Below are 24675 nucleotides of genomic sequence, written 5' to 3'. Positions count from 1 at the left end.
TGCGCAATGCAAATACCTTACGCTTTGTTTTTATTATTTCAAATACATTGCGTTCAAGGCGAGCCTAGCTAATCACCGTCCACTTGCCGACCTTCGCGACCTCACGCTCGTCGAAATCGAAGCCGAGACCCGGCGTCTGATGCAACACGATGCGCCCGTTCCTGTGGCTGAGTTGACGATCGATCAGGCGACGGAAATTGAGCACCTGGTCGTCCCAGAAGTACTCGACGTAACGCGCATTAGGTGTGGCCGCAACCAATGGCGCATGCACGTCATGGAACCAGTGCGGGCACATCACCACACCGTAACTCGCCGCAGTCGCCGCAATCCGCCGCCATTCGCTGATGCCGCCACACACCACCGCATCGGTTTGCAGGATCGCCGCGCCGCCCTTGTCGAGCAGTTCCTTGTGATACCAGCGGCCATACCCGATTTCGCCTGTCGCGACCGGCACGCGCGTCAGCTTGGCGAGGCGCGCGTGATTGTCGATATCGTCAGGGGAAAAAGGCTCTTCCACGAAGTACGGATCGTATTGCTCGATCCGCCGCAGATGCTGCAAGGCCTGAGTGGTATCGGTCCAGCCGTTGTTGATGTCGATCATCAGTTCGACATCCGGGCCGATCGCCTCGCGTGCGGCGCGCACGCGTGCTTCTTCTTCGCGTGGCGACAGGCGGCCGCCCTTCATCTTCACGGCCTTGAACCCCATCTCGACATAGCTCGCCATTTCTTCGCCGAGCATGCCCGCGGACTTGCCGTCGAGATAGTAGCCACCGCTCGCATACGCGGGCACGGTATCGAGTTCGACGGCGCCGAGGTACTTGTGCAGGGGCACGTTGTGGCTGCGCGCGTTCAGGTCCCACAACGCCGTATCGAGAATACTGATCGCGCGCATCACGGTGCCGGCACGGCCTTGCAGTAACGCCTCCTGATACATCGCCTGCCAGAGGCCCTCCACCGCATACGAGTCCTTGCCGATCAACACCGGCGCCAGCAACTGTTCGACGGCCACGCGCAGCAGTTCGCCCCCCGCGCTGCCGACATAACAGAAGCCGATTCCTTCCACACCATCGGTCGAGCGCACTTTCACCAGACCATAGTGACGCGTCGAGACCGTGCGCGTTGCAAACGAGGTCACGCGATCGAGCGGCACACCCGCTGCGCAAACCGATACCGATTCAATCCTTGGCATTTCCACACTCCTCCATTTTTGCGGGCCGTCCGCGTCTGATGCGCGTTCGGTGAGATCGAAGTGTGATAGCCGTGAGGCGTCAAAAACAGTATCCTTTGGCTTCTTCAAAAGATAAAAATTCTATTCGATGGACTCGCGCTATCTGCAGAGCTTTGTCTATGTGGTCGAACTCGGGTCGATCGCGGAAGCCGCGCGCAGGCTCGATCTGACGCCCGCGGCGGTCGCGCAACGCGTAAAGATGCTCGAACAGGAACTCGGCGCAAAGCTGGTGCGCCGCTCGGGCCGCACCGTCGGCACGACCGAAGCGGGCGAGCGCATTCTGGAGCGCGCCCGCGCGGTGCTGCACGATATCCGCGACCTGAAATCCGACCTGAACGACGAATCGGTACTCGCGGGTCAACTGCGGCTGGGCGGCACGCCCACCATGATGACAAGCGTGATTCCCGATGTGCTGGCCGGGCTGCTCGCGCGGCATCCGCAGATCGATATCTATCTGGAACCGGGCAACTCGGTCGACCTCTACCGCAAAGTGGTGAGCGGCGATCTCGATGCGGCGATGCTGGTTCAGCCGCTCTTCGATCTGCCGAAAAGCTGTGACTGGCACACGTTTCGCGAAGAACCACTGGTGCTGCTCACGCCTGCGTCGATGCAGGTCGACGACCCGCACGCCGTGCTGCAACGCGAGCCCTTCGTACGCTACGACCGCAATGTGGTCGGCGGGCAGTTGGCCGACGGGTATTTGCGGCAGCACGGCATCCAGCCCCATCAGCGCTGCGAGCTCGACGGGCTCGATGCCATCGCGGTGATGGTGGACCGGGGGCTCGGCGTGTCGCTGGTACCGGACTGGCTGATGACGCGTTTCTCCGGTCTCTCGCTCGCGAAATGGCCGTTGCCGCATGCGTTTCCAAAGCGTGTGGTCGGCTTGTTGTGGGGCCGCTCGTCGGCGCGCATGCGGCTCGTCCACGCATTCCTGAAGGCCGCGCAGGAACTGAACGCCACACCCGGCGAGACACAAAAATAATTAACGTTTGAAGCAAGCGGCTCGCGCTTCTTCGCGGTTCCAGGTCACGCAATACTGCGTCGGCGCCTGAATGCTTAGCACCGGCATGCCGGGCATTCACGGACGCGACCTACATGGACATCGAAGGAGACATTCCCATGAGCACGCCCACGCCCGGCCTACGCGGCGTTCTGTCGCCGGTACTCACGCCGTTCAACGCCGATCGCTCGCCCTCGCCCGCCCGCTTCGTCAAACATTGCCGCTGGCTGCTGCGCCAGGGCGTGGGGCTGGCCGTATTCGGCACAAACTCCGAAGCGAACTCGCTGACGGTGAGCGAAAAGCACACGCTACTCGACGCTTTGCTCGACGCCGGTTTACCGCCCGAACTAATGATGCCGGGCACGGGCGCCTGCGCGCTGCCCGATGCGATCGAATTGACGCGCCAAGCGGTGAACAGCGGTTGCGCCGGTGTGCTGATGCTGCCGCCGTTTTTCTACAAGGGCGTGAGCGACGAAGGTCTGTTTCGCGGCTTTGCCGAAGTCATCGAAGCTGTAGCCGATGCTCGCCTGCGCGTTTACCTGTATCACATCCCGCCGGTTTCTCAGGTCGGTATCAGCTTCGGATTGATCGAGCGTTTGCTCATGCGCTATCCCGGCGTGATCGCCGGCATCAAGGACAGTTCCGGCGATTGGAATCACACCGCTGCGCTGCTGCAGGAATTCCAGAGCGCCAGCTTTGATGTGTTTGCCGGCACCGAAACGCTGCTGCTGCCGACCATGCAGCACGGCGGCGCAGGGTGCATCACGGCGACCGGCAACGTCAACGCGGCCACAATCGTCCGCCTCGCACAAACATGGCGCGAAGCGGATGCCGCCGATCAGCAGCAACGGCTCAACGACACGCGCACGATATTCCAGCGTTACCCGATCATCGCCGCGATGAAGGCCGCCATCGCGTGGCAATCGGGCGATCCGCAATGGACCACGATGCGCCCCCCACTGATCGAACTCGACGACGCACAACAACACGAACTCCAACAGGCGCTCACGCACATCGGCTTCGAAATCGAAGACGCGTCGACGCTCGCCGCCGACCTTCAGGAGACAAGCCCCGCCTAGCCATGGAAACGCGGCTCGCCTGCCCGTACACTCTCACATCGTTCGCCCGCCCCAGCCTTCAAAACAACCAGCACGGCGGGCCAGGAGACAACCCTTGCAGACCCAAACGTCCTACCCTGCCACCGTCGACGCGAACCCGGCCGATCAGTTGTTCCGGCGCGTCGCGTGGCGCTTTATGCCACTGCTGTTCGTCGGTTACGTGGTCGCTTATCTGGATCGCGTCAACGTCGGCTTTGCGAAACTGCAAATGCTCAGCAGCCTGCATTTCAGCGAAGCGGCTTACGGCCTCGGCGCCGGTTTCTTTTTCATCGGCTACTTCCTGTTCGAGGTGCCGAGCAACCTGCTGCTGCATCGCTTCGGCGCGCGGCGCTGGATCGCTCGCATCATGATTACGTGGGCGCTGCTTTCGATGGTCACGGCCTGGGTGCACACGCCCTTGATGTTCTACGTGGTGCGCTTTCTGCTCGGCGTCGCCGAAGCGGGCTTCTTTCCCGGCATGATCCTGTACCTCACCTACTGGTTTCCCTCACACCGGCGCGGCAAGATGACCGCTTTGCTGATGGCGGGCATTCCGGTTTCCGGTTTGCTCGGCGGCCCGCTGTCCGGCTATCTGATGCACGCCTTCAACGGCACGTGGGGACTCGAAGGATGGCAGTGGCTGTTCATCGTCGAAGCGTTGCCGTCGCTTGTGCTCGGCTTCGTCATCTATCGTTGCCTGGACGATCGTGTGGCCGATGCAAAGTGGCTCAGCAGCGAAGAAAAGCGCCTGATTCAGGATGAAATCGATGCCGACGCCGTGGTGCGCACGCATGGCTCGGTGCGCGCCGTGTTCGGGTCGGCGCGCGTCTGGCTGTTGTGCCTCGTGCTGTTCGGCGTGGTCATGGGCTCGTACGCGATCGGCTTCTGGCAGCCCACCATCATTCGCGGCACAGGGATCGACGATCCTTTGATGATCGGCTTGCTGACGATGATTCCTTATTCGGTGGCGCTGATCTCGATGATCACGGTGGGCCGCCACGCGGACCGCACGCGCGAGCGGCGCTGGCATGTCGTCGTGCCCGCACTGGTGGCGGCGTGCGGCTTCAGCCTGTGCGCGGCCAACGGTGACAGTTCGCTGCTATCAATGATCGGGCTCACACTGGCCGTCTCCGGCGTGGTTAGCGCGCTGCCGATGTTCTGGGCGCTGCCCACCGCGTTTCTCGGCGGCAGCGGCGCGGCGGCGGGGATCGCGCTGATCAACTGCACCGGCAACCTGGCGGGTTTTATCAGTCCGACGGTGATCGGTTGGCTCAAGGGCTACACGCATACGCTGGCGTCCGGGCTCGTGCTGACGGCTTGCACGTTGACTTTATCCGCCGTGCTGATTCTGGTGTTCATTCCGGCGAGGTTGGTGAATCGCTGAGGCGGTTTTGTTTGGGCCGGTTTGGTTTTCGGCGCTTTGTTTTGGGTGCATCGGTTTCGGGCGCATCGGTGTCGAACAACAAAAAGGCCGGTCAACTATCAAAGTTGACCGGCCTTCCTATTTGGAACCGCTGGCTTATTTAGCCAACCTGGTTCGCAATCTGATTCGCCGACATCGCGGCACGCGTATCACTTCGCAAACAACGACGACATATCCGCAAACGCCTTGAATTCCAGCGCGTTACCCGACGGATCGAGGAAGAACATCGTGGCCTGTTCCCCGACCTCACCCTTGAATCGCACGTGCGGTTCGATGATGAAGTCGATGCCGGCCTTCTGCAGCTTGTCCGCTGCGGCCTGCCATTGGTCCATCGAGAGCACCGCCCCGAAGTGGCGCACCGGCACCGCGTCGCCGTCGACCTTGCTGGTTTGACGGTGGCCGATTTCCTCGGGCGCAAGATGCGCGACGATCTGGTGCCCGTAGAAGTTGAAGTCGACCCAATCCGGCGAGCTGCGCCCTTCCGGACAGCCGAGCAACTCGCCATAGAACTCACGTGCGGCGGCGAGGCTATGGACAGGAAACGCCAGATGGAACGGCGGCAAAACGGTTTCGGCAACGCTCATGATGGGAAAACTCGCAGGAAGGAAAGTGGGCTCGTGTATCGGCTAATCAAGCGGCTAATGAAGCGGTCCATGAAGGCACACGCGTGAGGCCAATTTTAACCATGACTAAAAATGGTGAAAAACGATATATATTTGATCTGACCAACACCAAAATCGATCAATCGACGATGCTCAGCGAACTCAAGACCTTTATCGCCGTCAGCCAGCACGGCACGTTTTCCGGCGCGGGCGCGCGTATCGGACTGACCCAATCGGCCGTGAGCGCGCAGATGCAGCGGCTCGAAACGGAGCTCGGATTCGCGCTGTTCGACCGCACGGGCCGCTCCGCCACGCTCAACGACGCCGGCCGCGAAACGCTCGCGCTCGCCGAAGAAATGATGACGCTGTACGCACGGCTCTCGGAACGAGGCGCGGGCGGGGCCGAAAGCGGCATGCTGCGGGTGGGGGCGATCGCGTCCGCGCAAGTGTCGTTTCTCGCCGACGCGCTGGCCCGCTTTCGCGACGACCGCCCTGGCTGGCGGATTCGCGTCGTGCCGGGCGTGTCGCTGGGTTTGCTTGGACAGGTGGACTCGGGCGAACTCGATCTCGCCGTGATCATCAAGCCGCCGTTCGCGCTGCCGTCAGAACTCGAATGGCGCACGCTCGTCACCGAACCTTTCGTGCTGCTGGTGCCCAGGACGCTTGCGCGGAGCAAGCGGTCCTGGCGCGAGCTGCTCATGAGCGAACCATTCATCCGCTATGACCGCGGGTCGTTCGGCGGCAGGCTGGTCGACCGCTTTCTGCGGCGCGCACGGCTGAACGTGCACGACGTCATCGAACTGGACGAGTTGCAAGGTATCGCGCAACTGGTCGCGCGCGGCATCGGCGTGGCGCTGATTCCGAATACGGCGGGGCTCGGCAAGTGGCCCGCCAACGTCACCGCACTCGAACTCGGCGATGCGACGTTTGACCGTGAAATCGGGCTTGTGCAGCGTCCCCGGCACAGCCGCCAGGCGGTAGCGGGGGCACTGGCCGAGTGTATCGGTGCCGCGGCGGGGGCTGGAGTGGTGCGACCGGACTGAATGAGCGGCTTCATCTGTCTTGGCTGTCTTGGCTGTCTTGGCTGGGTTGGCTGGGTTGGCTGGGTTGGCTGGGTTGGCTGGGTTAGCCGGCAAACGCACGATTGTGCTGTTGCACAGGCCATCAACTGTATCTGTGAGATTGGCACGCGGGCGAGCAGAATCGTCGTTCGCGCATCGATCCGCGCTGTTCGCCTGTGCCGCAACGAGTGGCACGGTTTGCCTGCCGCCGAGGTATACAACATGACCGCCAGTTCCTTCCTCACCGCCGATGTCCTGATCGCCTATAGCGCCTACTTCGTCGGCACGGCGAGCCCGGGGCCGAGCAATCTCGCGATCATGTCGCTCGCCATGAGCGCCGGCAGGAAATCCGCGCTCACCTTCGCGCTTGGCGTGGTGTCCGGTTCGTTTTTCTGGGCGTTGCTGGCGTCGCTCGGTTTGTCGGCGGTACTCGCCACTTACTCGGAATGTCTGGTGGCGATCAAGATTGCCGGCGGACTTTATCTGCTGTGGCTCGGCTTCAAATCCGCGCGCTCCGCATTCAGCGCAGAAAAGCTGCCCGCGAATACCGCACGCGAAGGCGAACCGCTCAAACGGCTCTATCTGCGTGGCCTGCTGCTGCACCTCACCAATCCGAAAGCGATTCTGGTGTGGCTCTCGATCGTTTCGCTAGCTATGTCGCCGGCAAGCGGCACGTCGCACACCGCGCCGGTCGTGCTCGGCTGCATGGTGATCGGCGTATCCGTGTTCAGCAGCTACGCGGTGCTGTTTTCAACCGCGTCCGCACGGCGCATCTACGTCGCGATCCGTCGCTGGCTGGATGGCTCGCTGGCCATCATGTTCGGCATTGCCGGTATCAAGCTGCTCACTTCGAAAAGCTAGCCGCGCCTTCGGAGCGCGTCCGCTCTGCGATACTGTCACCCTGATGACTCGAGCGGACACGCGGACACGATGAGCGGTGGTAATGACCTGAATCCGGCAGCAAAGCGCTCGCCATTACAAAAGCGGCTGTATCTGGCGGGCGCCGTCGCGCTGCTCGCCAGTCTGATCGCGGCGGCGATCATCTATGCAATGGCCCCGGCGCCCGACGACGCCGTCTCCATGTACGGCATCGCGGACCCGCGCTACCAGATCGAATTGCAGCGCATCGGCGGCACCGCGGAAGTGCTGATGGCGCAACTTCATCAGTGGTTCGACCGTCTTTGGCACGGTACAGCGCTCGCTTTCACGGTGGCCGTGCTTGGCGCACTGGTCGCCGGCGCATGCTTTTTTATCGGCTACTTCTTTGCCGACGAAGAGTCGCAGACCTGAAGCAATCCCCCGCGTCAGGCCAAACAGATGTTCACGATGCGCCCTTAACCTGCGTACCAGGCTGCTCCACGCCTGCCAGGCGCAGCGCTTCATGCAGGGTGCTGAAAATACATTCTGCTCCAACGATCGGCGCGATCCCGTGCCGGTCCATATCCGAGCGCAAATAGCGGTTCACGCGCGCGAAGATCACTTCGATGCCCTGGTTCTTTAGCGTCTCGCACAACTCGCCGACTGAACGCGCCGCCGAATAGTCGAGGTCGGTGATCGCGCCGGAGTCGATCACGAACCAGCGCACCGCGCTTGGCGCATGGTCGACCAGGCTGCGGACGTCGTCGACGAAAAAGTGGTCGTTCGCGTAGAACAGATCGGCGCCGAAGCGATAGACGATCAGCCCCGGCGCGGTCTGGAGTCCGGGCGCGGCCGGCACCGGCACCCAGATGCCGCCTTCGCCGGGCACGAGAATCATGGTGTGCGGCTGGTAACTATGCCGCACATGTCGCAGCAGCGATAACGCCACCGCCACCAGAATGCCGTGCTCGACACCGATCAGCACCACGGCCGCCGCGGTGAACACGGCCAGCGTGAACTCACCGGGACTTTCGCGGCGAATCGAAAACAACGTCTTCAGATTGATCAGGCCGATGGCGATCGTAAACACGATGCTGGCCAGAATGCAGTGCGGCAGGTACTGCAGAAAACGGCTGAAAAACAGCAGCACCACGACCACCACCAGCGCGAATACGATCTGCGCGAACTGGCTGCGCGCGCCCGCGCGATCGGCCATAGCGGTTTGCGTCGGGCTGCCGTTCACCACGAAGGCGCCGGAAAACGCCGCGGCGGCGTTGGCGGCGGCAATACCCAGCAGATCGGCATTGGTATCGGCGGTTTCGTGATAGCGCTCGGCGAATACGCGGCTCGCGGCGGCGCTCTGCGCGACGATCATCACGAAACACGAGGCGGCAACCGGCAGCAGATCGAGCATCTGTTGCCACGTAACCGAAGGCATGCGCAACGGCGGCAGTCCGCCGGCCACCGGCCCCAATATGGCAATACCGTGTGCCGCGAAACCGTAAACATCGCTTGCAGCGATACCCACCACCACCGCGATCAACGGCACCGGCACGCGTGGTAAAAACCGCTTGCACACCAGAATGGCGACCACCACCAGCGCGGAGATGGCAAGCGTCGGCAGATTGATCTGCGCCGATTCGCGCACCACGAGCGCAAGTTGAGCGACGCTGCTCGCGCCATGCCCGGGTATGCCGAGCATGTCGCCCAGCATGGCGATGCCGACCTGCACGCCGACACCGGCGAGGAAGCCGACCAGCACGGTACGCGAGAGAAAGTCAGCGAGAAAACCGAGCTTGAAGATCCGTGCGATGAACAGGAGCGCGGCGGTGAGCAACGCGACCATCCCGGCGAGCGCCGCATACTCGGCGCTCGATGCCGGAGCCATGGTCGAGAGCCGGCTGGCGAAAATGGTGGCGGTGGCGGAGTCGGCCGCTACGATGAGGTGCCGCGATGCGCCGAAGAATGCGAACGCGATGAGCGGCAGAAAGACGGTGTAAAGGCCCGTAACGGCAGGCATGCCGGCGATGCGCGCGTAGCCTAGCACCTGCGGAATATCCATGAACGCCACTTGCACGCCGGCCAGCGCATCGCGCGCCGCCGCGGCACGGCTTAGAGGAAGTACGCCCTTCAGTACGCCAAGGCGTGTGGTGATGTTTGCCAGAAAATCTCGCATGCGCGATGGTGCCCCGAACTAAGGTTATCGCGCATCGTGCCGTGACTCGGCACACAAAGGCAAGGCTTGCGGCTTTAATCGGCTAAAGAAACGGGTAAAAACCGGCCATGGCGTCTAACTTGCCACTGAAAGCGCCACTGAAACCGACCCACTTTGGCTTAACGCTTGAACTGCCCTGTCAGCGGATCCACATGCCGCGCGAAACCGAACAACGCGGCGATGCCGATTGGACAGGCGATGATGAACACGGCCAACATCTCGCACCCCGTAACAAATTGTTACTGCCAAGTTTAAGCGATTGGCGTGCGAATTGAATGAGGGAAAACGCAAAACACTGTTGCGGAGTATTACAACGTCGTTACTATCGCACGGGGTACGGTCCGCGAGAATACACCTGAAAACACGGCAATTGGTGGAGAAAAAAGCGCGCTCGACACAACGCGCTATGATGCGCAAACCTTTGCCCGCCTACAAACCGGTTACGCCATGTACACGTCAACTTTCATCTTCGCAACCAGGCAGTTAGACGAACGCTTCTACCGGCTCGACGAGACCATCGCCACCGCCGCCAAGGCCATTCCCGGCTATCTCGGCGAAGAGGCTTGGGAGAACGCGTCGACTGGACTGACGTCGAATGTGTACTACTGGGCGTCGCTCGACGCATTGCAGGCTTTGATGCAGCACCCCGCGCATCTGGAAGCGAAGGCGGCGCAGGCAAACTGGCTCGATGGTTACCAGGTGATCATCGCTGAAGTGCTGCGCACTTATGGTGATGCAGGCTTCGCGCATCCTGCAGCGGCCCATCGAACACACGATGGACCGCCCGCGCAAGCCGCGTCGCCCGCACCATGAAAGTGCAGCCCTATTTCGCTTCCTTGAACAGCACGACCCCAGCGAAACTCACCAGCCCGCACGCCAGCACATACCACGCCGGCGCGTAAAAACTACCCGACATGCGCCACAACGCGCTGACGATCAACTGCGCGAAGCCGCCGAAAAGCGTCACGCCTAACGCGTAGATGATGCCGAGCGAGGTCGCCCGCACTTCCGGTTTGAACGCTTCGAGAATCAGCACGAACCCCGCTGGGCTCGAAAGCGTCATCAAGCCGATCAACACGAATACGACCAGCACCACCGTGTAGATCGACGGCCATGTTTTGATCGCGTGAAACGCCGGCAGTAGCACCACCAGGGATACCACCGACGCCGCGTACAGCAAAGTCTTGCGACGCGGCATGCGGTCCGCGAGACGGCCAGCGAACGGCGAGCCGACCAGCAACACGAGGCCGGCCGTGCAGCCGGCCAGCAGCGACACCGCAGCGGGCATGCCGGTTGTCATCGTCAGGAACGACGGCAGGAAAAACACGATCACGTACATCGACGAGGTGCCGCCGATCACCAGCATCGTGCCCGCCACGATCTGCCGCCATTCGATGCGAGCTTTAGGCTTAGCCGCTTTCGCTGCATGCGCGGCCGGCAAGGTCTCGTCGAGATGCTTGCGCAGATAGAAACCCAGCGGACCGATCAGCAGCCCGATCAGAAACGGCACGCGCCATCCCCATGCAAGCAATGCCTCGTGCGACAGGCTGCGCGAGAGCGTTGCCGCCACCAGCGCGCCAACCAGCGCCGCGCCGCCCTGCGAGGCCATCTGCCAGCTCACCAGCGAACCGCGCCGCCCCGCGCTGCCCGACTCCATCAGCAAGGTGGTCGCCGCGCCCACTTCTCCGCCCGCCGAAAAGCCCTGCAGCAAACGGCCCAGCACGATGATCGCCGGCGCTGCCAGACCGATCGTCGCGTAAGTCGGCGCGAGGCCGATCATGCCTGTGCCGAGCGCCATTAGCGAAACGGTGAGCACGAGGGCCTGCTTGCGGCCCGCGCGGTCGGCATACGCGCCGATCACAATGCTGCCGAGCGGCCGCACGACAAAGCCGACGCCGAAGGTTGCAAGCGACATCATCAGCGCGCCCACGTCGCTGCCGGCCGGGAAGAACAGCTTGCCGATCAGCGCGGCGAAGAAGCTATAGACCGTGAAGTCGAAGAACTCGAGGCCGTTGCCGAGTGCCGCGGCAACGACAGTCCGGCGCGACGCGTGGCGCTCATTCACATCGGTCAGCTCGGTCGCGACAGCACCAGCGGTGTGTTGGATTGCATTCATGGGGAAACTCGCGCCTAGAAGTTGTGATACATGCCCAGCGACACGGTGACCGGCGTCGTGCCGAGTTCCGGTGCGGTGCTGCCGCTTTGTGTCGGCAGCGGATTATTGTTCAGCAGTACGGTGGAAATGCCGTAGTTACGGATGAAGCCGGCGCGCGCATAAAGCCCCGTACGTTTGGAGAGGGTGTAGTCGTAGCCAAGCATCACGCCGAATGCCGAATCTTTCGCGAGATTATTTGCCGAGTCGTGCACGCCGGACGTATCGCGATACACCACCGAAGCGCGGAACGCGTTGCGCCCGACCGGCCAGATCGTGCCGAGCGTATAGACGCGCGCGATGCCGTCGTTGGCGAGCTTCGGCGCGTACTGGTTGAACGCGCCGGACAGCACGATCTTGCCAGTGTCGACCACCACACCGAGGCCGTAAAGATCGTTGCGCACGGTGGTCGTGCCACCGGTTCCGGTTGCGCTCCACACCTGGTTGTAGGTGCCCGTCACGTAAGTCGTGCCGTCATACCACTGCAACAGCGCGCCCTGCGCCGCCGCGGTTGGCGACTGCCCGGCCACGTTGCTCGGCGCATACATCAGTTCCGTACTGAAACCCGCGAAGCTCGGCGACAGGTAAGTGATCGCGTTGTTCACCCGCGCGGCCAGTTGCGTCGCACCGGCGCCGAGGTCACTGTTGTAGCCGAAGCCCTTCGGCGTCTGCACGACAGCCGTGCCGAGCCACGTATATGCCGAGTTGGTGCCCACCGTGCCGAACACATCGACGAAAAGCGGCAAACCCGTGCCGATCTGTTTGCCGAAACGCACGCGGCCATAAGTCGACGAATTCAGCCCCACCCATGCCTCGCGATTGAAGAACGAGGTGTTGTCCTGCATGGCGCCGCTATTGGCGAGAAAGCCGTTCTCCAGATTGAATTCGGCGCGCAGGCCACCGCCTAGATCCTCCCGTCCGAAGATGCCGAATTTCGAGGTCCATTCGCCGCCGCTCTGGGTCTGCACCAGCGACTTGCCGCCCACGGTCTGATAGTTAATGCCCATATCGACCGACCCGTACAGCGCCACACCTTCGCGCAGGCTGCCGTTGAACTCCGGCAGTGCGCTCAGCAAGGTCACCTGATACGGCTCGGCGTGCGCCGTGCTAGTGCCGAGCGTCAGCAGTGCCGCGCTCATTGCGATGCATTTTTTCATGGGTCTCCCTACTCCTCGCATGCCATTGATGTCTAGAAATGAAGTGCAAAACGGAACTGAAGATTTCGGCGCGCTGGACGCCTGATCAAAACCCGGCGAGCGGGCCGTGCTCAGGCGGCGCTCAAGCAAGGCTCGAGCAGCGCTCAGCGCACGCTCAAACAGCGCTCGGCGAGTCCGACGAAGTAAGCAGCGCCCCAGCTGATCGCCGCGTCGTTGAAGTCGTATGCCGGGTTATGGACCGCGCAACCGCCTTTCGAGTCGACGCCGTTGCCGAGCACCACGTAGCAGCCCGGCACCACTTCGGTCATCCACGAAAAGTCTTCGCTGCCCATCACCGCATCGGGCATGAGCGTGTACCCCTCGGGGCCTACCAGGGCTTCGATGGTTTCGATCGCGAGGTCAGCCGCGCCGCGATGATTGACGAGCGGGCGGGAGATCTGCCGGTAGTCGACTTCAGCCGTAGCGCCGTAGGTTTGCGCCTGTAACTGCGCGATGCTGCGGATCCGCGCCTCGACCTTGTCGCGTGTTTCCGAATCGAGGGCGCGCACCGAGAGTTTCAGCGTCGCGGTTTCGGGGATCACGTTGGCTGCGGTGCCGGCATGGATCGCGCCGACCGTCACGACGGCTGCACGGGTCGGCTCGATGTTGCGCGCGACGATCGATTGCAAGGCCAGCACGATGTTGGCCGCCGCGACGATCGGATCGCAGCCCAACTGCGGCATCGCGCCATGCGTGCCCTTGCCGGTCACGGTGATCGTCACCGTATCGGACGAGGCCATCATGCAGCCGTGGCGCAGCGCGAAATGGCCGACCGGCAGGCCGGGCGCGTTGTGCAGCGCGAACACCTGGTCGCACGGAAAACGCGTGAAGAGACCGTCCGCGATCATCTTCGAGGCACCGCCCAAGCCCTCTTCCGCGGGCTGGAAGATCACGTTCAGCGTGCCGTCGAATTCGCCCCGGCTAGCGAGGCAGTGCGCGGCGGCCAGCAGGATCGCGGTGTGGCCGTCGTGGCCGCACGCATGCATGGTCTGCGCGACGGTGCTCGCGTACGGCAGGCCGGTGGCTTCCTGAATCGGCAGCGCGTCCATGTCGGCGCGCAGTCCGACCGTGCGGCTCGACGTGCCGCGCCGCAGTTGGCCGACCACGCCCGTGCCGCCGACACCCGTCGTCACGTCATAGCCCCACTCCGCGAGTTTGCGTGCGACCAGTTCGGCGGTGCGCGTTTCAGCAAAGCCGAGTTCGGGATGCGCGTGGATATCGCGGCGAATCGAAATGAATTCGTGTTCGGTCTCGCGCAGTTCGGCGAGAAGCTGGGGAAAAGAATGCGTCATTCGTTGTGCTCCGATTAAGCCGGCTGTCGTTTCGCAACCGTCGAAGCAAAGCGTAAAGATCAGACCCGAAAACAAATAAGCACAAATTTTGATGCGCATAACTGCCAGTGCTATATTCCGCATCATGAAAATTCATCATCTGCGAGCACTGGTTGCCATTGCCTCGACGGGCAGCATCAACGGCGCGGCCAAAGCGTTGTACGTGACGCAACCGGCCATCACGAAGGCGGTGCGGGAACTGGAGACGGAATTCGGCGTGCGGCTGCTGGAGCGCAACCCGTGGGGCGTCGTACCCACGGCCGAAGGCGCGGCGCTGGTGAGCCGGGCGCGCACCGTGGTGCGCGAGATGGAGCGCGCCGAGGAGGATATGGCGCATCTGAAGGGGCTGCGCGACGGCAGCCTCGTGATCGGCATCACGCCGATTGTCGGCACGACGGGGCTAGCCGAGGCCTTCGTCGAATTTCGCAAACGCTGGCCGATGGTGACACTTGAGTTTCGCGAACTGGGTTTCAACCAGTTGCACGAGCAACTCCGCAATCGCACGCTGGATCTGGCGTTCGCCGCATTCGCGCGACCGGTGAGCGATCTGGGCAGCGTAAAGCGGATGGTCTCGTTCGAAACCGTATTCGTGACGCGCGCGCAGAGTCCCTATGCAGACGCGGCGTCGCTCGAGGCGGTGCAGGAAGCCGAGTGGATTCACACCGACGTGACGGACAACTACCCGGGCTTTATCCGCGCGATGTTCGAATGCGCCGGGCTCACGCCGCCCCGGCGGATCACGCGTTGCACGTCGTACGCGCTGTTTTACAGCCTGACGATCAGCACCGACGCGATCTTCGCGTGGACCACGCATTCGCTCGAAGAAACCTTGCTCGGGCAGAGCTTCACGCGCCTCGCGCTGCCGGTCGCGCCGCCGCCGTTGCAGTTGTATCTGATGTCGCCGCAAGAGTCCCAACTGACACGGCCGGCGGAATATTTCGTCCACTGCATCGAGGAGGCAATTGGGCCGTTGTTGAGGGGGCCGGTGGGGCAGGACTCCATCACCCCTTATAATCCCGCATGATCCGAATTTCGCACCCTCTCCCCGCACGTCCGGCCGCACCTGGCCTTTCAGCCGCCCACCGCGCTCCGGCGGCCGCATGAAAACACCCAAACGCCTGCTCCCGCTGGTCGAAGAAGGCCTGATCGACGAAGTCATCTCGCAGTTGATGAGCGGCAAGGAAGCTACCGTCTACGTGGTCCGCAGCGGCGAGTCCACGCGCTGCGCGAAGGTCTATAAGGACGCCAAACAGCGCAGTTTCCGTCAGGCCGCGTCCTATCAGCAGGGCCGCAAGGTCAAGAACAGCCGCCAGCAGCGCGCCATGGAGAAAGGCAGCCGCTATGGCCGCGAAGTGCAGGAACAGGCGTGGCAGAACGCGGAAGTCGATGCGCTGTTCCAGCTTGCCAACGCGGGCGTGCGCGTGCCGCAGCCCTTCATCTGCACTGACGGCGTCTTGCTGATGGAATTGGTGACCGATGCGGACGGCGACGTCGCGCCGCGCCTGAACGATGTCGAGATGACCGAAGCACGCGCGCTCGAGTTGCACGCGCTGCTGCTCAACCAGGTGGTGCGCATGCTGTGCGCCGGCATGATTCACGGCGACCTGTCCGAATACAACATCCTGCTCGCCGCAGACGGTCCGGTGATCATCGACCTGCCGCAAGCCGTGGATGCCGCCGGCAATCTGGAAGCGCCGGCCATGCTGGAGCGCGACGTGAACAACCTCGCCACGTATTTCGGCCGCTTCGCACCCGCTCTGCTCGATACGAGCTACGGCAAGGAGATCTGGTCGCTGTACGAAGCGGGCGCGTTGCACGTGGATGCCAGGTTGACCGGGCGTGTCGAACAGGACACCACGCCGATCGATCTCGAAGGCGTGCTCCAGGAACTCGAAGACACGCGGCTCGACGAAGAAGCGCGTCTGCGCTACGAACAGTCGTTGCGCAGCGGGACCTGAGACCCAAGCAAGCCCCCATGCGCAACGCGTAAGCGGTCAATGAGCGGTCCGGCACACCCGCGCGCCGCTCCGAAAAGAGGCTACGACGCGCTGCTGTAGCTGACCGCCTTCACCTTGATCGACGAAGCCGCCACACCCGGTGCCGGCCCCACCGACTCCCGCATCGTCACGCTCACCGGAAACTCGCGAAAGATCTCCCACGAGGTCCGGTAACACTGATTGACCAGCCAGCGCACCGCGTTTTGCGTCAACTCCGCCGTCGGGATATGCACCGAGGTGAGTCCAGGCGCGGCATAGGCGGCCGAATAATCATCGTCATAGCCGATCACGGAGACTTCATCCGGCACGGCAATGCCAGCCTGATGGAAGCGCGCCAGCACGCTCACCGCCATGGTGTCGTTCGCGCAAAAAAGGCCTGTGAAGCGCCGCTTCGAATCGAGCAGCTTCTGCGCGGCCGCGTAGCCGCCTTCCGGCGAGAAGTCCGATTCGATCAGCGTGACATCGTCACGTGCGATGCCTTCGCGCAACAATTCGGCAAAGAAGCCTTCGAGCCGGGCCTGATTGTCCGAAGCGCTGAACGGCCCGGAAATCACGGCGATGTCCCGATGCCCATGATCGAGCAGCGTGCGCGCCGCCAGTTCGCCCCCGCGCCGATGATCCGCACAAAACGACGCCTCCGGCAACTGATCGAACACACGATTCAGAAACACCATCTTCGGATGCATGCGATGCAGCATGTCCAGATCTTCGTCGTGCAGATCGTGGCTGATCACCACCACACCGTCGCAATCGCGGCCGATCAGAAAATGCACCGCCTCGATGGCCTGCTCGCGCGGCGACACTTCCCCGCAGCCGGTCGCCACCACCACGTGGCGGCGCACCGCGCGCAGTTCGGTGTCGGTCTGCTTGAGAATCGTGCCGTAATAGGAGCCGAAGAAGGTCGGCACGAAAATACCGATCATGCCGAGCGATTGCGTCGCCATCGCGCGGCCGATGGACGACGGCCGAAAATTCAGCGCTTCGATAGCCGCTTTCACGCGCGCGGCGGCATCGGCTGAAATGGGTCCCTTACCGGAAATGGCTCGTGAGGCAGTCGACATGCCGACGCCGGCCAGTGCCGCGACATCTTTGAGTGTTGCCACGCGGTTCTCCGTCAAGCCTGTTGTATGCAACGACGCTGCGTCCGGTCACTATAGCCGCGCGCCGCCTTCTTCCTCGAACAGCGAAATATGCGCGCCATCGAACGAGAACGCCGCGGCACCCCCTATCGCCACCGGCGTCTTCGTCTGGTCGATCGACGCGATTTGCACTCCATGATAGTCGAGCCAGATGACACGGTGGTTGCCCATCGGCTCGATCAGTGAAATGTTCGCACGCTCGCTCATTTTTGTGCTTGAGCCCTCGCCCACGTGCACGTCTTCGGCCCGGACGCCGAGCACGCAAGGCAGACGATCCACCGGCAGGTTTTTGAAAGGATAGTGCGACACATCGAGCCGCAAATGCGCCGTGCAAAAGTTTAGCGAGCCGTCACGCGCCTCTAGTGTGCCCTTGAGCAGATTCATCGCCGGCGAGCCCAGAAACGTGGCGACGAACAGATTGTTCGGCCGTGCATAGACTTCGGCGGGCGTGCCGAACTGCTGGATCACGCCGCCGCGCATCACGGCCATACGCGTGGCGAGCGTCATGGCTTCGACCTGATCGTGGGTCACGTAGATCATCGTCGCACCCAGACGCTGGTGCAACTGCTTGAGTTCACGCCGCAATTCGGTGCGCAACTTGGCGTCGAGATTCGACAGCGGCTCGTCGAACAGGAATACGTCGGCCTCGCGCACGATCGCGCGGCCGATCGCCACGCGCTGCCGTTGCCCGCCCGAGAGTTGCGCTGGCTTGCGCTTGAGCAACGGGCCGAGTTGCAGCATGTCGGCCGCCCGAGTGACGCGCCGCTCAATCTCTGTCTTCGGCGTGCCGTTGATGCGTAACGCAAACGACAGATTACGCTCGACACTCATGGTCGGATACAACGCGTACGACTGAAACACCAGCGCAATGCGACGATCTTTCGGATCGGCCCAGGTCATGTCTTCGCCCGCGATCTCGATGCTGCCGTCGGTCACATCGATCAGACCCGCGATGCTATGCAGCAAGGTGGATTTGCCGCAACCCGAGGGGCCTAGCAGGACGACAAACTCGCCGGCCTGCACGTCGAGATCGAGATTCTCGATCACCGTATTCGCGCCGAGCTGGATCTTCAGATTGCGCACCGATACGTTGGCTGGATTCGATAGACCCGCGGTGTCAGCCACGTTGCCGAGGCCCGCAGCATCTGCCGGGTTAGCCACGTCTGCCGCATTTGCCATTGCATTTACCACCGCGTTCGCCCCATTCACCAGGTTTGTCATGCTCAATCAACCTATCCCTTGACGGCGCCGGACGCAATGCCGCGCACAAACCAGCGGCCCGAAATGAAGTAGACCGCCAGCGGCACCATGGAAGTCAGAATGGTCGCCGCCATGTTGACGTTATAGAGCCTCTCGCCGGTCGTCGTATTGATGATGTTGTTCAATTGCACCGTCATCGGCAGGTTTTTCGTGCCGGCAAACACCAGCCCAAGAATGAAGTCGTTCCAGATGCCGGTCACCTGCATGATGACCGCGACGACGATGATCGGCGTGGACATCGGCAACATCAGTTGCAAAAAGATGCGCCAGAAACCGCCGCCGTCGATGCGCGCGGCCTTGAACAGCTCCTGCGGAATCGACGCGTAGTAGTTGCGAAACAGCAGCGTCATCACTGGCATGCCAAAGATGGTGTGAATCACTACGATACCCGGCAGCGAACTGAATAGATGCACGCTCGCGAGCACGCGCACGAGCGGATAGACCATCACCTGCACTGGTATGAAGGCACCCATCAGCAGTATGCCGAACAGCAGCCCGGCCCCGCGCGGCCGCCAGAACGACAGCGCATAGCCATTCACCGCGCCAACCATGATCGACAACACCGTGCTCGGCACGACGATACGCACTGAATTCCAGAAGCCGACCTGAATGCCGTTGCAATCGAGCCCCGTACAGGCGGACTGCCACGCGGCGCTCCAAGCGTCGAGTGTGAAATGCGTGGGAAAAGCGAGCAGATTGCCGAGGCGAATCTCGCTCATCGGTTTGACCGATGTGACGAGCATCACGTATAGCGGCAGCAGGAAGAACAACGCTGCGGTGAGCAGAAACGCATAGACACCGACGCGTGCGGGTGTAAATGCCCGGCGGCGCCGGCGCGTACGGCTCGGCGTGCCGCCCTTCAGTGGAGGACCGAGCGTGTTCATCACACTTCCTTGCGCAACGCAGCGCGGCTGCGTGCATAGAAGAACGGCGCGAGAATAGCCAACACCGTCGCGAGCAGCACAATCGACGCGGCCGACGCAAGGCCGATGTTCGCGCGGCCGAACAGGTAGTCCATGATGAACTTCGCCGGCACTTCGCTCGCTGTGCCGGGGCCGCCTTGCGTCATGGCAACCACGGCGTCGTAGAGCTTCACGACCATTACGAAGAGCAGCACGAAGGCGGTGGACATCGAAGGTCCGAGCATCGGCACCACAATGCTCGCATAGACGCGCCAACGCGGAATGCCGTCGATACGCGCGGCTTTCCACAGTTCATCGTCAATACCGCGCAAGCCGGCCAGCAGCAGCGCCATCACGAGGCCAGACGCCTGCCACACCGTCGCGATAACGATGGTGTAGATCACCCAGTCCTGATCGACGATCCAGTCGAAGCGCGCGTGCACGAAACCAAGCTTGTGCAGCACGGCCTGCGCACCCAACTCCGGGTTCAGAATCCACTGCCAGACCAATCCGGTTGCGACGAACGACATCGCATACGGATAGAGAAACACCGTGCGCAATGCACCTTCCGCGACCACGCGCTGATCGATGAAAATTGCCAGCAGCAAACCGATCACCATGCACGCGACGATAAAGCACGCACCGTAGATCACGATGTTTTGCAGCGACAGCAGCCAACGATCGTTATTGAAAAGCCGCGTGTATTGCGTGAGGCCCGCGAAGTCGCCGGAAGGAAACGTGCGTGAGTTGCTGAGGGACACGCGCGCGGTCCAGACCACCGTGCCGAGATACGCAAACACGACAGTCAGGACCATCGGCAACAACGCCACCCATGCTGCTATCGGCAAACGCTTTTTTAGCGGCTTTTTCGCCGGTCCTTTGCGCGGCCGGGAGTCGGCGGTTTGCAGCTTAAGCGCGTGCATGGCGAGCCCCTAGCTCTTCAATGCACTGGCAAACGCCTTCTGCGCATCGTCGACCGACTGGTTCTTATTCCAGAAGTTCGTGATGACGTCGATCAACGCGCCCTGCGTGTCAGGCGAGAGCAGCATTTCCGGATTCGGCAACTGACGCGACTTGTCCTTCATGATCGCAATGCCCTCCTTCGCGCAGATGTCGAGACTGCTGGCGTCCACATCGGGACGAATCGGAATCGAACCCTTCTTCGCGCTGAATGCAACTTGCGCGGCCGGCGAGGTCATCACCGTGGCAAGCAGATTCTGCGCCTTGATCGCGTTGGCATTGTCGGTTTTCGGGAACACGAATACGTCGCCCGCGACCAGATACGGCGAGTGCGGACCAAAACCTGGGAAGCAGCCGAAGTCCTTGCCGGCAACCTGGTTGGCCGCCGAGAATTCGCCCTTGGCCCAGTCACCCATGATCTGCACACCCGCCTTGCCGGAAATCACCAGCGCGGTGGCATCGTTCCAGTTCCGGCCAGGCGAGCCAGGATCGACGAAATCATGCAAGCGCTTGAACGACGCGAGCACCTTCTTGAACGCATCCGACTTGACCGCATTCATGTCGCGATCGCGATACACCTTCAGATAAAGATCGGGACCACCGACGTCGGCGAATACCGCGTCGAATGTGATCTTTTCCTGCCATGGCTGACCGCCGAGCGCGAGCGGGATCACGCCCGCAGCTTTCAGTTTGGTGAGATCGGCGAGGAATTCGTCGTAGCTCTTCGGCTCGGCGGCAATGCCCGCCTTCTGGAACACCGGCTTCGAGTAGAAGAACCAGGCCGGCATATGGATATCGACCGGCGCGGCATAGTAATGCCCGTTCACCCTGATGCTGTCGAGGATCGATTGCGGGAACACGCCGTTCCAGTTTTCTTTCGCCGCGACGGTGTCGACGTTGTTCAGCAGACCCTGGTCGATCAGGTCGTGAAACTGCTTGGATGTATTGAACTGCGCAGCAGTGGGTGGATCGCCGCCGACAATCCGGTTGATCGCGGTGGAGCGCGCCTGATCGGCGCCGGCCACCGCGTTGTCGACCCACAGGCCACCGGCCTTGTTATACGCGTCGGCGAACTGGCGGATCGCGGCCGACTCGCCGCCCGAGGTCCACCAATGAATCACGTTGGCCTTCAAGGGGTCGGCATGCGCGACGACGCCGTACAACGCCAGTGCCGCAACCACGCCTCGTAAGGCCATTTTTTTGCTGTTCATCCCGTCTCCTTTCTCATGCAACACAATTGCACCGGGCTTTGCGCCCGTGTTTCAAGTCGACATACAAACCAGCGTCACCGGCCGTTAAACCCGCGCCTTCCGCTCCTTCAAAAATTTCGCCACTAGCTCCGCGCTGCGTTTGACGGTGCGCTTCTGCGTACTGTAGTCGACATGTACGACACCAAAGCGACGCTCATACCCAAACGCCCACTCAAAGTTATCCATCAGCGACCACAGAAAATAGCCGCGAATATCCACGCCGGCCTTGATCGCCTGATCGACCGCCGCGAGATGCCGCTTGAGAAACGAGATGCGCTGCGTATCGTCGACACGGCCGTCGATCACCTTATCATCCGAGGCCATGCCGTTTTCAGTGATGTAGATCGGCGGCAGGTTGTGATACGTACGCTTGAAACCGGTCAACACATCGCGCAAGCCGTCGGGATACACCTCCCAGCCCATCTGCGTGCGCTCGACGCCTTCGAGCGGCACGTCCCGGAATCCATGCGCGCCGTCGCTCGCAACGTTGGTGCGGAAGTAATAGTTGATGCCGAGGAAATCGAGCGGCGCGGAAATGGTTTGCATGTCGCCGTCGAGCACCAGCGGCTCGGTGCCCGGCCACAACTCGAACAGGTCCTGCGGATACGCGCCCTTGAACAACGGATCGAGAATCCACGCGTTGTGCTGGACTTCGAACAGATGGGCCGCACGCTGATCCGCAGCGCTGTCGCTATTAGCCGTACCGCGGCCGATGTTGGCGACGATACCTTTCTGCGAAGCCGGATCGTTGGCGCGCAACACCGGCACCGCGAGGCCATGAGCAAGCAGCAGATGATGCATCGCCTGCGTCGCAAAGCGTCCATCGGCGAGCCCCGGCGCGTGATGTCCGTTGCCATAGCCGAGATACGCCGAGCACCACGGCTCGTTGAGCGTCGCCCATGCGTCGACCGTGCCGGCCAGTTCGCGACTCATCAGGTCAGCGTAGTCGGCGAATCGGTAAGCGGTGTCGCGATTGAGCCAGCCACCGCGATCTTCCAGATGCTGCGGCAAGTCCCAGTGATAGAGGGTCACGGAGGTCGTGATGCCCTTCTCTTTCAGGCGGTTCAGAAGCCGCTTGTAGAAATCGAGCCCTTTGCGATTGGGCACGCCCGCCGCGTCCATGACGCGTGGCCATGCGATCGAGAGCCGATAGCCTTCAAGACCGAGCGAGGCCAGCATATCGACGTCCGCTTCCCATCGATGATAGTGATCGCAGGCAACGGCGCCGGTGTCGCCGGCCAGCACCTTGCCGGGCGTCGCCGAAAAGGTGTCCCAGATCGACGGCAGGCGGCCGTCTTCATCCACCGCGCCTTCGATCTGATACGAAGCCGTGGCGGCGCCAAGCAGGAAGTTCTTGCGCCACAGCGAAGAGTCCGCGGGCGGGGTGAAAGGATCGGCGAGTGCGTCGGGGTCGCGGGATATTGCGTCGGATACAGCGGATGCGTCGTTTGCCACGGATTCTCCTGCGCTGAGGTCGTTGAACCGGGTACGGCGAAACTCGATGTGGAAGCTGACTGGAAGCTGTTTGGAAGTTCTTTGCCAGCAGAAGTGGAAGCGCTTCCACACCTGCCAGCGAACGATAGCAGTGCGCGATTCACCGCAGCAATCAGGGTTTGTCTGGAGAAGACGCTGGCATGCGCGGCGCCGTGATGCGCCGCGCATGGGAGATCTCTAGAACAACGTGAGATTGTGCAAGCGCGGTATGACAGTGACGCCGCTGCGCGCGTCAGGCGACCTATGCGATAGACGTTGAGCCGCCAGCATAGTGAATCTCAAAGTTTCGCCGCCAGATTAAACGCACCCCGATCATAAGCCTCGCAATACGCCTTCCAATCAGCCGCCACCCGCGCCTCGCACTGCGTCGCAAGATCGATCAACGGCAATTGCCAATCCTTGCGATTGCCGAACGCGATCAACTCGTCCGCGATCGACGACTTCTGCCGGCCGCCGCTGCGCAGTTGCCCCCACGCACTCAGTTCGGCCATGCTGTTGATCACTGCTTCGAGCCGCGGCAGCTTGCCGTCCCAGTCGCTCAACGCCACACGGTCTTCCGACGGCTGCAGGCTGCGCAGCACATACGAGCGCTCATTGAAATCGACCGCATGCAGGAACGCCTGCGAAACCGCCTGATTGCGCCGCTGAATTTCAACCACGCGCTGCGCCTCGCTGTGCCACTTCGGCTGTGGCGTGCGTACATGCGGCGTCACCGAAGAAGGCAACGCCTCTTTCAGGTCGAGCAGATAGTTACCGTCCGGCGAGCCTTTGCCTTCGACGAGGATCGCGTAGCGGTCCACACCCAGACTACCGGTGCCGGCAATCCGCCGCGCGACATCGATGACGCGATAGAAGTCTGGATTGGGTTGACCCGCGGCGAACTGATGCATGAACTCGGTGACCGCGGCGCGCGCCTTGTCGCTGACCGCCAGCGCTTTCTTGCCATCCACCTTCAGCACGCGGGTCTTGCCCTTGAGCGTGCAGCGCCGGTCGAGATACTCGGCACGCGTGCGGCTCGCCAGTGCGTCGAACAGATCGCGCACCATACCGGTCGACGTCTCCGCTTCAATCCAGCGCGCTTTGCCGAAGGCGAGCGCCGCACTATAGGAATCGACCGCCGTATGACAGAGCGCGAGTGCCTCCGCGCGGCTCAGCTTGAGATCGCTCGCGCCGACCAGCACGCTCGTAAGGAGGCGCACCAGTTCGTAAAGGCTCGGCGCGAGGCAGGCTTCGTCAAAATCGTTGTTGTCGAAATAGATGAGATGGTTGTCGCCCCGATAGCTGCCGAAATTTTCCACATGCATATCGCCGCAAATCCACACCGGCGGCGCATCGTCGAGCACCTTGTCGCGCGGCAACCCTGCGTAAAACAGATGACACGTGCCACGCAGAAACACGAACGGCGAGCTGCGCATGAGCTTGTATTTCATCGCGAGCCGCTCAGGATCGCGGCCGGCATTGAAGCTGGCGATAGTCTGTGCGATATCGGACACGTGTTTCTCCTTCATGC

Annotated in this window: 22 protein-coding genes; 9 read left to right on the top strand and 13 right to left on the bottom strand. The window is 62.1% G+C overall.

Features of this window, described 5'->3' with window-relative positions:
• Nucleotides 1-64 precede the first annotated feature (64 nt).
• A complete protein-coding gene (locus tag PQQ96_RS09630) occupies nt 65-1189 on the bottom strand; it encodes a mandelate racemase/muconate lactonizing enzyme family protein (RefSeq protein WP_408291133.1) in 1125 nt (374 codons plus the stop codon).
• 127 nt (nt 1190-1316) lie between these two features.
• Between PQQ96_RS09630 and PQQ96_RS09625 the strand changes: the two genes are divergently transcribed.
• From PQQ96_RS09625 to PQQ96_RS09615, 3 genes are all read left to right on the top strand, one after another.
• Complete coding sequence (locus PQQ96_RS09625) at nt 1317-2210, top strand: LysR family transcriptional regulator (protein ID WP_408291132.1); 894 nt, start codon at nt 1317-1319, stop codon at nt 2208-2210.
• Nucleotides 2211-2347: 137 nt separating this feature from the next.
• Nucleotides 2348-3307, top strand: a complete 960-nt coding sequence (locus PQQ96_RS09620) for a dihydrodipicolinate synthase family protein (RefSeq protein WP_408291130.1) — start codon at nt 2348-2350, stop codon at nt 3305-3307.
• A 94-nt stretch (nt 3308-3401) separates the two neighbouring features.
• Complete coding sequence (locus tag PQQ96_RS09615; protein ID WP_408291128.1) at nt 3402-4709, top strand: MFS transporter; 1308 nt, start codon at nt 3402-3404, stop codon at nt 4707-4709.
• Nucleotides 4710-4897: 188 nt separating this feature from the next.
• On the opposite strand, the gene PQQ96_RS09610 is transcribed toward PQQ96_RS09615, so the two are convergent.
• The gene (locus PQQ96_RS09610; protein ID WP_408291126.1) at nt 4898-5332 is read right to left on the bottom strand and encodes a VOC family protein; all 435 of its coding nucleotides are present in this window, start codon (nt 5330-5332) and stop codon (nt 4898-4900) included.
• 167 nt (nt 5333-5499) lie between these two features.
• Here PQQ96_RS09610 and PQQ96_RS09605 point away from each other — a divergent pair, with 167 nt between their 5' ends.
• The 3 genes from PQQ96_RS09605 to PQQ96_RS09595 all read left to right on the top strand — a co-directional run bounded on the left by PQQ96_RS09605 (nt 5500) and on the right by PQQ96_RS09595 (nt 7701).
• Nucleotides 5500-6393 carry a LysR family transcriptional regulator gene (locus tag PQQ96_RS09605; protein ID WP_408291124.1) on the top strand — a complete coding sequence of 298 codons (894 nt, stop codon included), beginning with the start codon at nt 5500-5502 and terminating at the stop codon, nt 6391-6393.
• A 240-nt stretch (nt 6394-6633) separates the two neighbouring features.
• Nucleotides 6634-7272 carry a LysE family translocator gene (locus tag PQQ96_RS09600; RefSeq protein ID WP_408291237.1) on the top strand — a complete coding sequence of 213 codons (639 nt, stop codon included), beginning with the start codon at nt 6634-6636 and terminating at the stop codon, nt 7270-7272.
• 69 nt (nt 7273-7341) lie between these two features.
• Complete coding sequence (locus tag PQQ96_RS09595) at nt 7342-7701, top strand: hypothetical protein (RefSeq protein WP_408291123.1); 360 nt, start codon at nt 7342-7344, stop codon at nt 7699-7701.
• 31 nt (nt 7702-7732) lie between these two features.
• Here PQQ96_RS09595 and PQQ96_RS09590 read toward each other — a convergent pair whose 3' ends face one another.
• On the bottom strand, nt 7733-9445 hold the full coding sequence (locus tag PQQ96_RS09590; RefSeq protein WP_408291121.1) for a SulP family inorganic anion transporter: 1713 nt from the start codon (nt 9443-9445) through the stop codon (nt 7733-7735).
• Between the two features lie 486 nt (nt 9446-9931).
• Here PQQ96_RS09590 and PQQ96_RS09585 point away from each other — a divergent pair, with 486 nt between their 5' ends.
• Nucleotides 9932-10297 (top strand): antibiotic biosynthesis monooxygenase family protein, encoded by a 366-nt coding sequence (locus tag PQQ96_RS09585; RefSeq protein ID WP_408291119.1) that lies wholly within the window; start codon nt 9932-9934, stop codon nt 10295-10297.
• 10 nt (nt 10298-10307) lie between these two features.
• Here PQQ96_RS09585 and PQQ96_RS09580 read toward each other — a convergent pair whose 3' ends face one another.
• From PQQ96_RS09580 to PQQ96_RS09570, 3 genes are all read right to left on the bottom strand, one after another.
• A complete protein-coding gene (locus PQQ96_RS09580) occupies nt 10308-11600 on the bottom strand; it encodes an MFS transporter (RefSeq protein WP_408291117.1) in 1293 nt (430 codons plus the stop codon).
• A 14-nt stretch (nt 11601-11614) separates the two neighbouring features.
• Nucleotides 11615-12793, bottom strand: coding sequence for a porin (locus tag PQQ96_RS09575; RefSeq protein ID WP_408291115.1), 1179 nt, complete (start codon nt 12791-12793; stop codon nt 11615-11617).
• Nucleotides 12794-12936: 143 nt separating this feature from the next.
• The gene (locus PQQ96_RS09570) at nt 12937-14124 is read right to left on the bottom strand and encodes a M20 aminoacylase family protein (protein WP_408291113.1); all 1188 of its coding nucleotides are present in this window, start codon (nt 14122-14124) and stop codon (nt 12937-12939) included.
• A 124-nt stretch (nt 14125-14248) separates the two neighbouring features.
• Here PQQ96_RS09570 and PQQ96_RS09565 point away from each other — a divergent pair, with 124 nt between their 5' ends.
• Both PQQ96_RS09565 and PQQ96_RS09560 read left to right on the top strand, forming a co-directional pair.
• The gene (locus PQQ96_RS09565; protein WP_408291112.1) at nt 14249-15187 is read left to right on the top strand and encodes a LysR family transcriptional regulator; all 939 of its coding nucleotides are present in this window, start codon (nt 14249-14251) and stop codon (nt 15185-15187) included.
• A gap of 76 nt (nt 15188-15263) precedes the next feature.
• Nucleotides 15264-16121 (top strand): PA4780 family RIO1-like protein kinase, encoded by an 858-nt coding sequence (locus tag PQQ96_RS09560; protein WP_025527708.1) that lies wholly within the window; start codon nt 15264-15266, stop codon nt 16119-16121.
• 80 nt (nt 16122-16201) lie between these two features.
• Here PQQ96_RS09560 and PQQ96_RS09555 read toward each other — a convergent pair whose 3' ends face one another.
• The 7 genes from PQQ96_RS09555 to PQQ96_RS09525 all read right to left on the bottom strand — a co-directional run bounded on the left by PQQ96_RS09555 (nt 16202) and on the right by PQQ96_RS09525 (nt 24658).
• Complete coding sequence (locus PQQ96_RS09555; RefSeq protein ID WP_408291110.1) at nt 16202-17263, bottom strand: LacI family DNA-binding transcriptional regulator; 1062 nt, start codon at nt 17261-17263, stop codon at nt 16202-16204.
• 48 nt (nt 17264-17311) lie between these two features.
• A complete protein-coding gene (locus tag PQQ96_RS09550; RefSeq protein WP_408291236.1) occupies nt 17312-18520 on the bottom strand; it encodes an ABC transporter ATP-binding protein in 1209 nt (402 codons plus the stop codon).
• An 11-nt stretch (nt 18521-18531) separates the two neighbouring features.
• Nucleotides 18532-19443, bottom strand: coding sequence for a carbohydrate ABC transporter permease (locus PQQ96_RS09545; RefSeq protein ID WP_408291108.1), 912 nt, complete (start codon nt 19441-19443; stop codon nt 18532-18534).
• Nucleotides 19443-20384 (bottom strand): carbohydrate ABC transporter permease, encoded by a 942-nt coding sequence (locus PQQ96_RS09540; RefSeq protein WP_408291106.1) that lies wholly within the window; start codon nt 20382-20384, stop codon nt 19443-19445. Before PQQ96_RS09540 ends, PQQ96_RS09545 begins: the two co-directional genes overlap by 1 nt.
• A gap of 9 nt (nt 20385-20393) precedes the next feature.
• Nucleotides 20394-21632 carry an ABC transporter substrate-binding protein gene (locus tag PQQ96_RS09535; RefSeq protein WP_408291105.1) on the bottom strand — a complete coding sequence of 413 codons (1239 nt, stop codon included), beginning with the start codon at nt 21630-21632 and terminating at the stop codon, nt 20394-20396.
• Between the two features lie 84 nt (nt 21633-21716).
• Nucleotides 21717-23126, bottom strand: coding sequence for a GH1 family beta-glucosidase (locus tag PQQ96_RS09530; protein WP_408291103.1), 1410 nt, complete (start codon nt 23124-23126; stop codon nt 21717-21719).
• 317 nt (nt 23127-23443) lie between these two features.
• Nucleotides 23444-24658, bottom strand: a complete 1215-nt coding sequence (locus PQQ96_RS09525) for a DUF2252 domain-containing protein (RefSeq protein WP_408291101.1) — start codon at nt 24656-24658, stop codon at nt 23444-23446.
• Nucleotides 24659-24675: the final 17 nt, after the last annotated feature.

It is taken from the genome of Paraburkholderia sediminicola (genome assembly GCF_046027825.1).
Classification (GTDB): domain Bacteria; phylum Pseudomonadota; class Gammaproteobacteria; order Burkholderiales; family Burkholderiaceae; genus Paraburkholderia; species Paraburkholderia sediminicola_D.
This window is presented reverse-complemented; position numbering and strand designations above follow the sequence as displayed.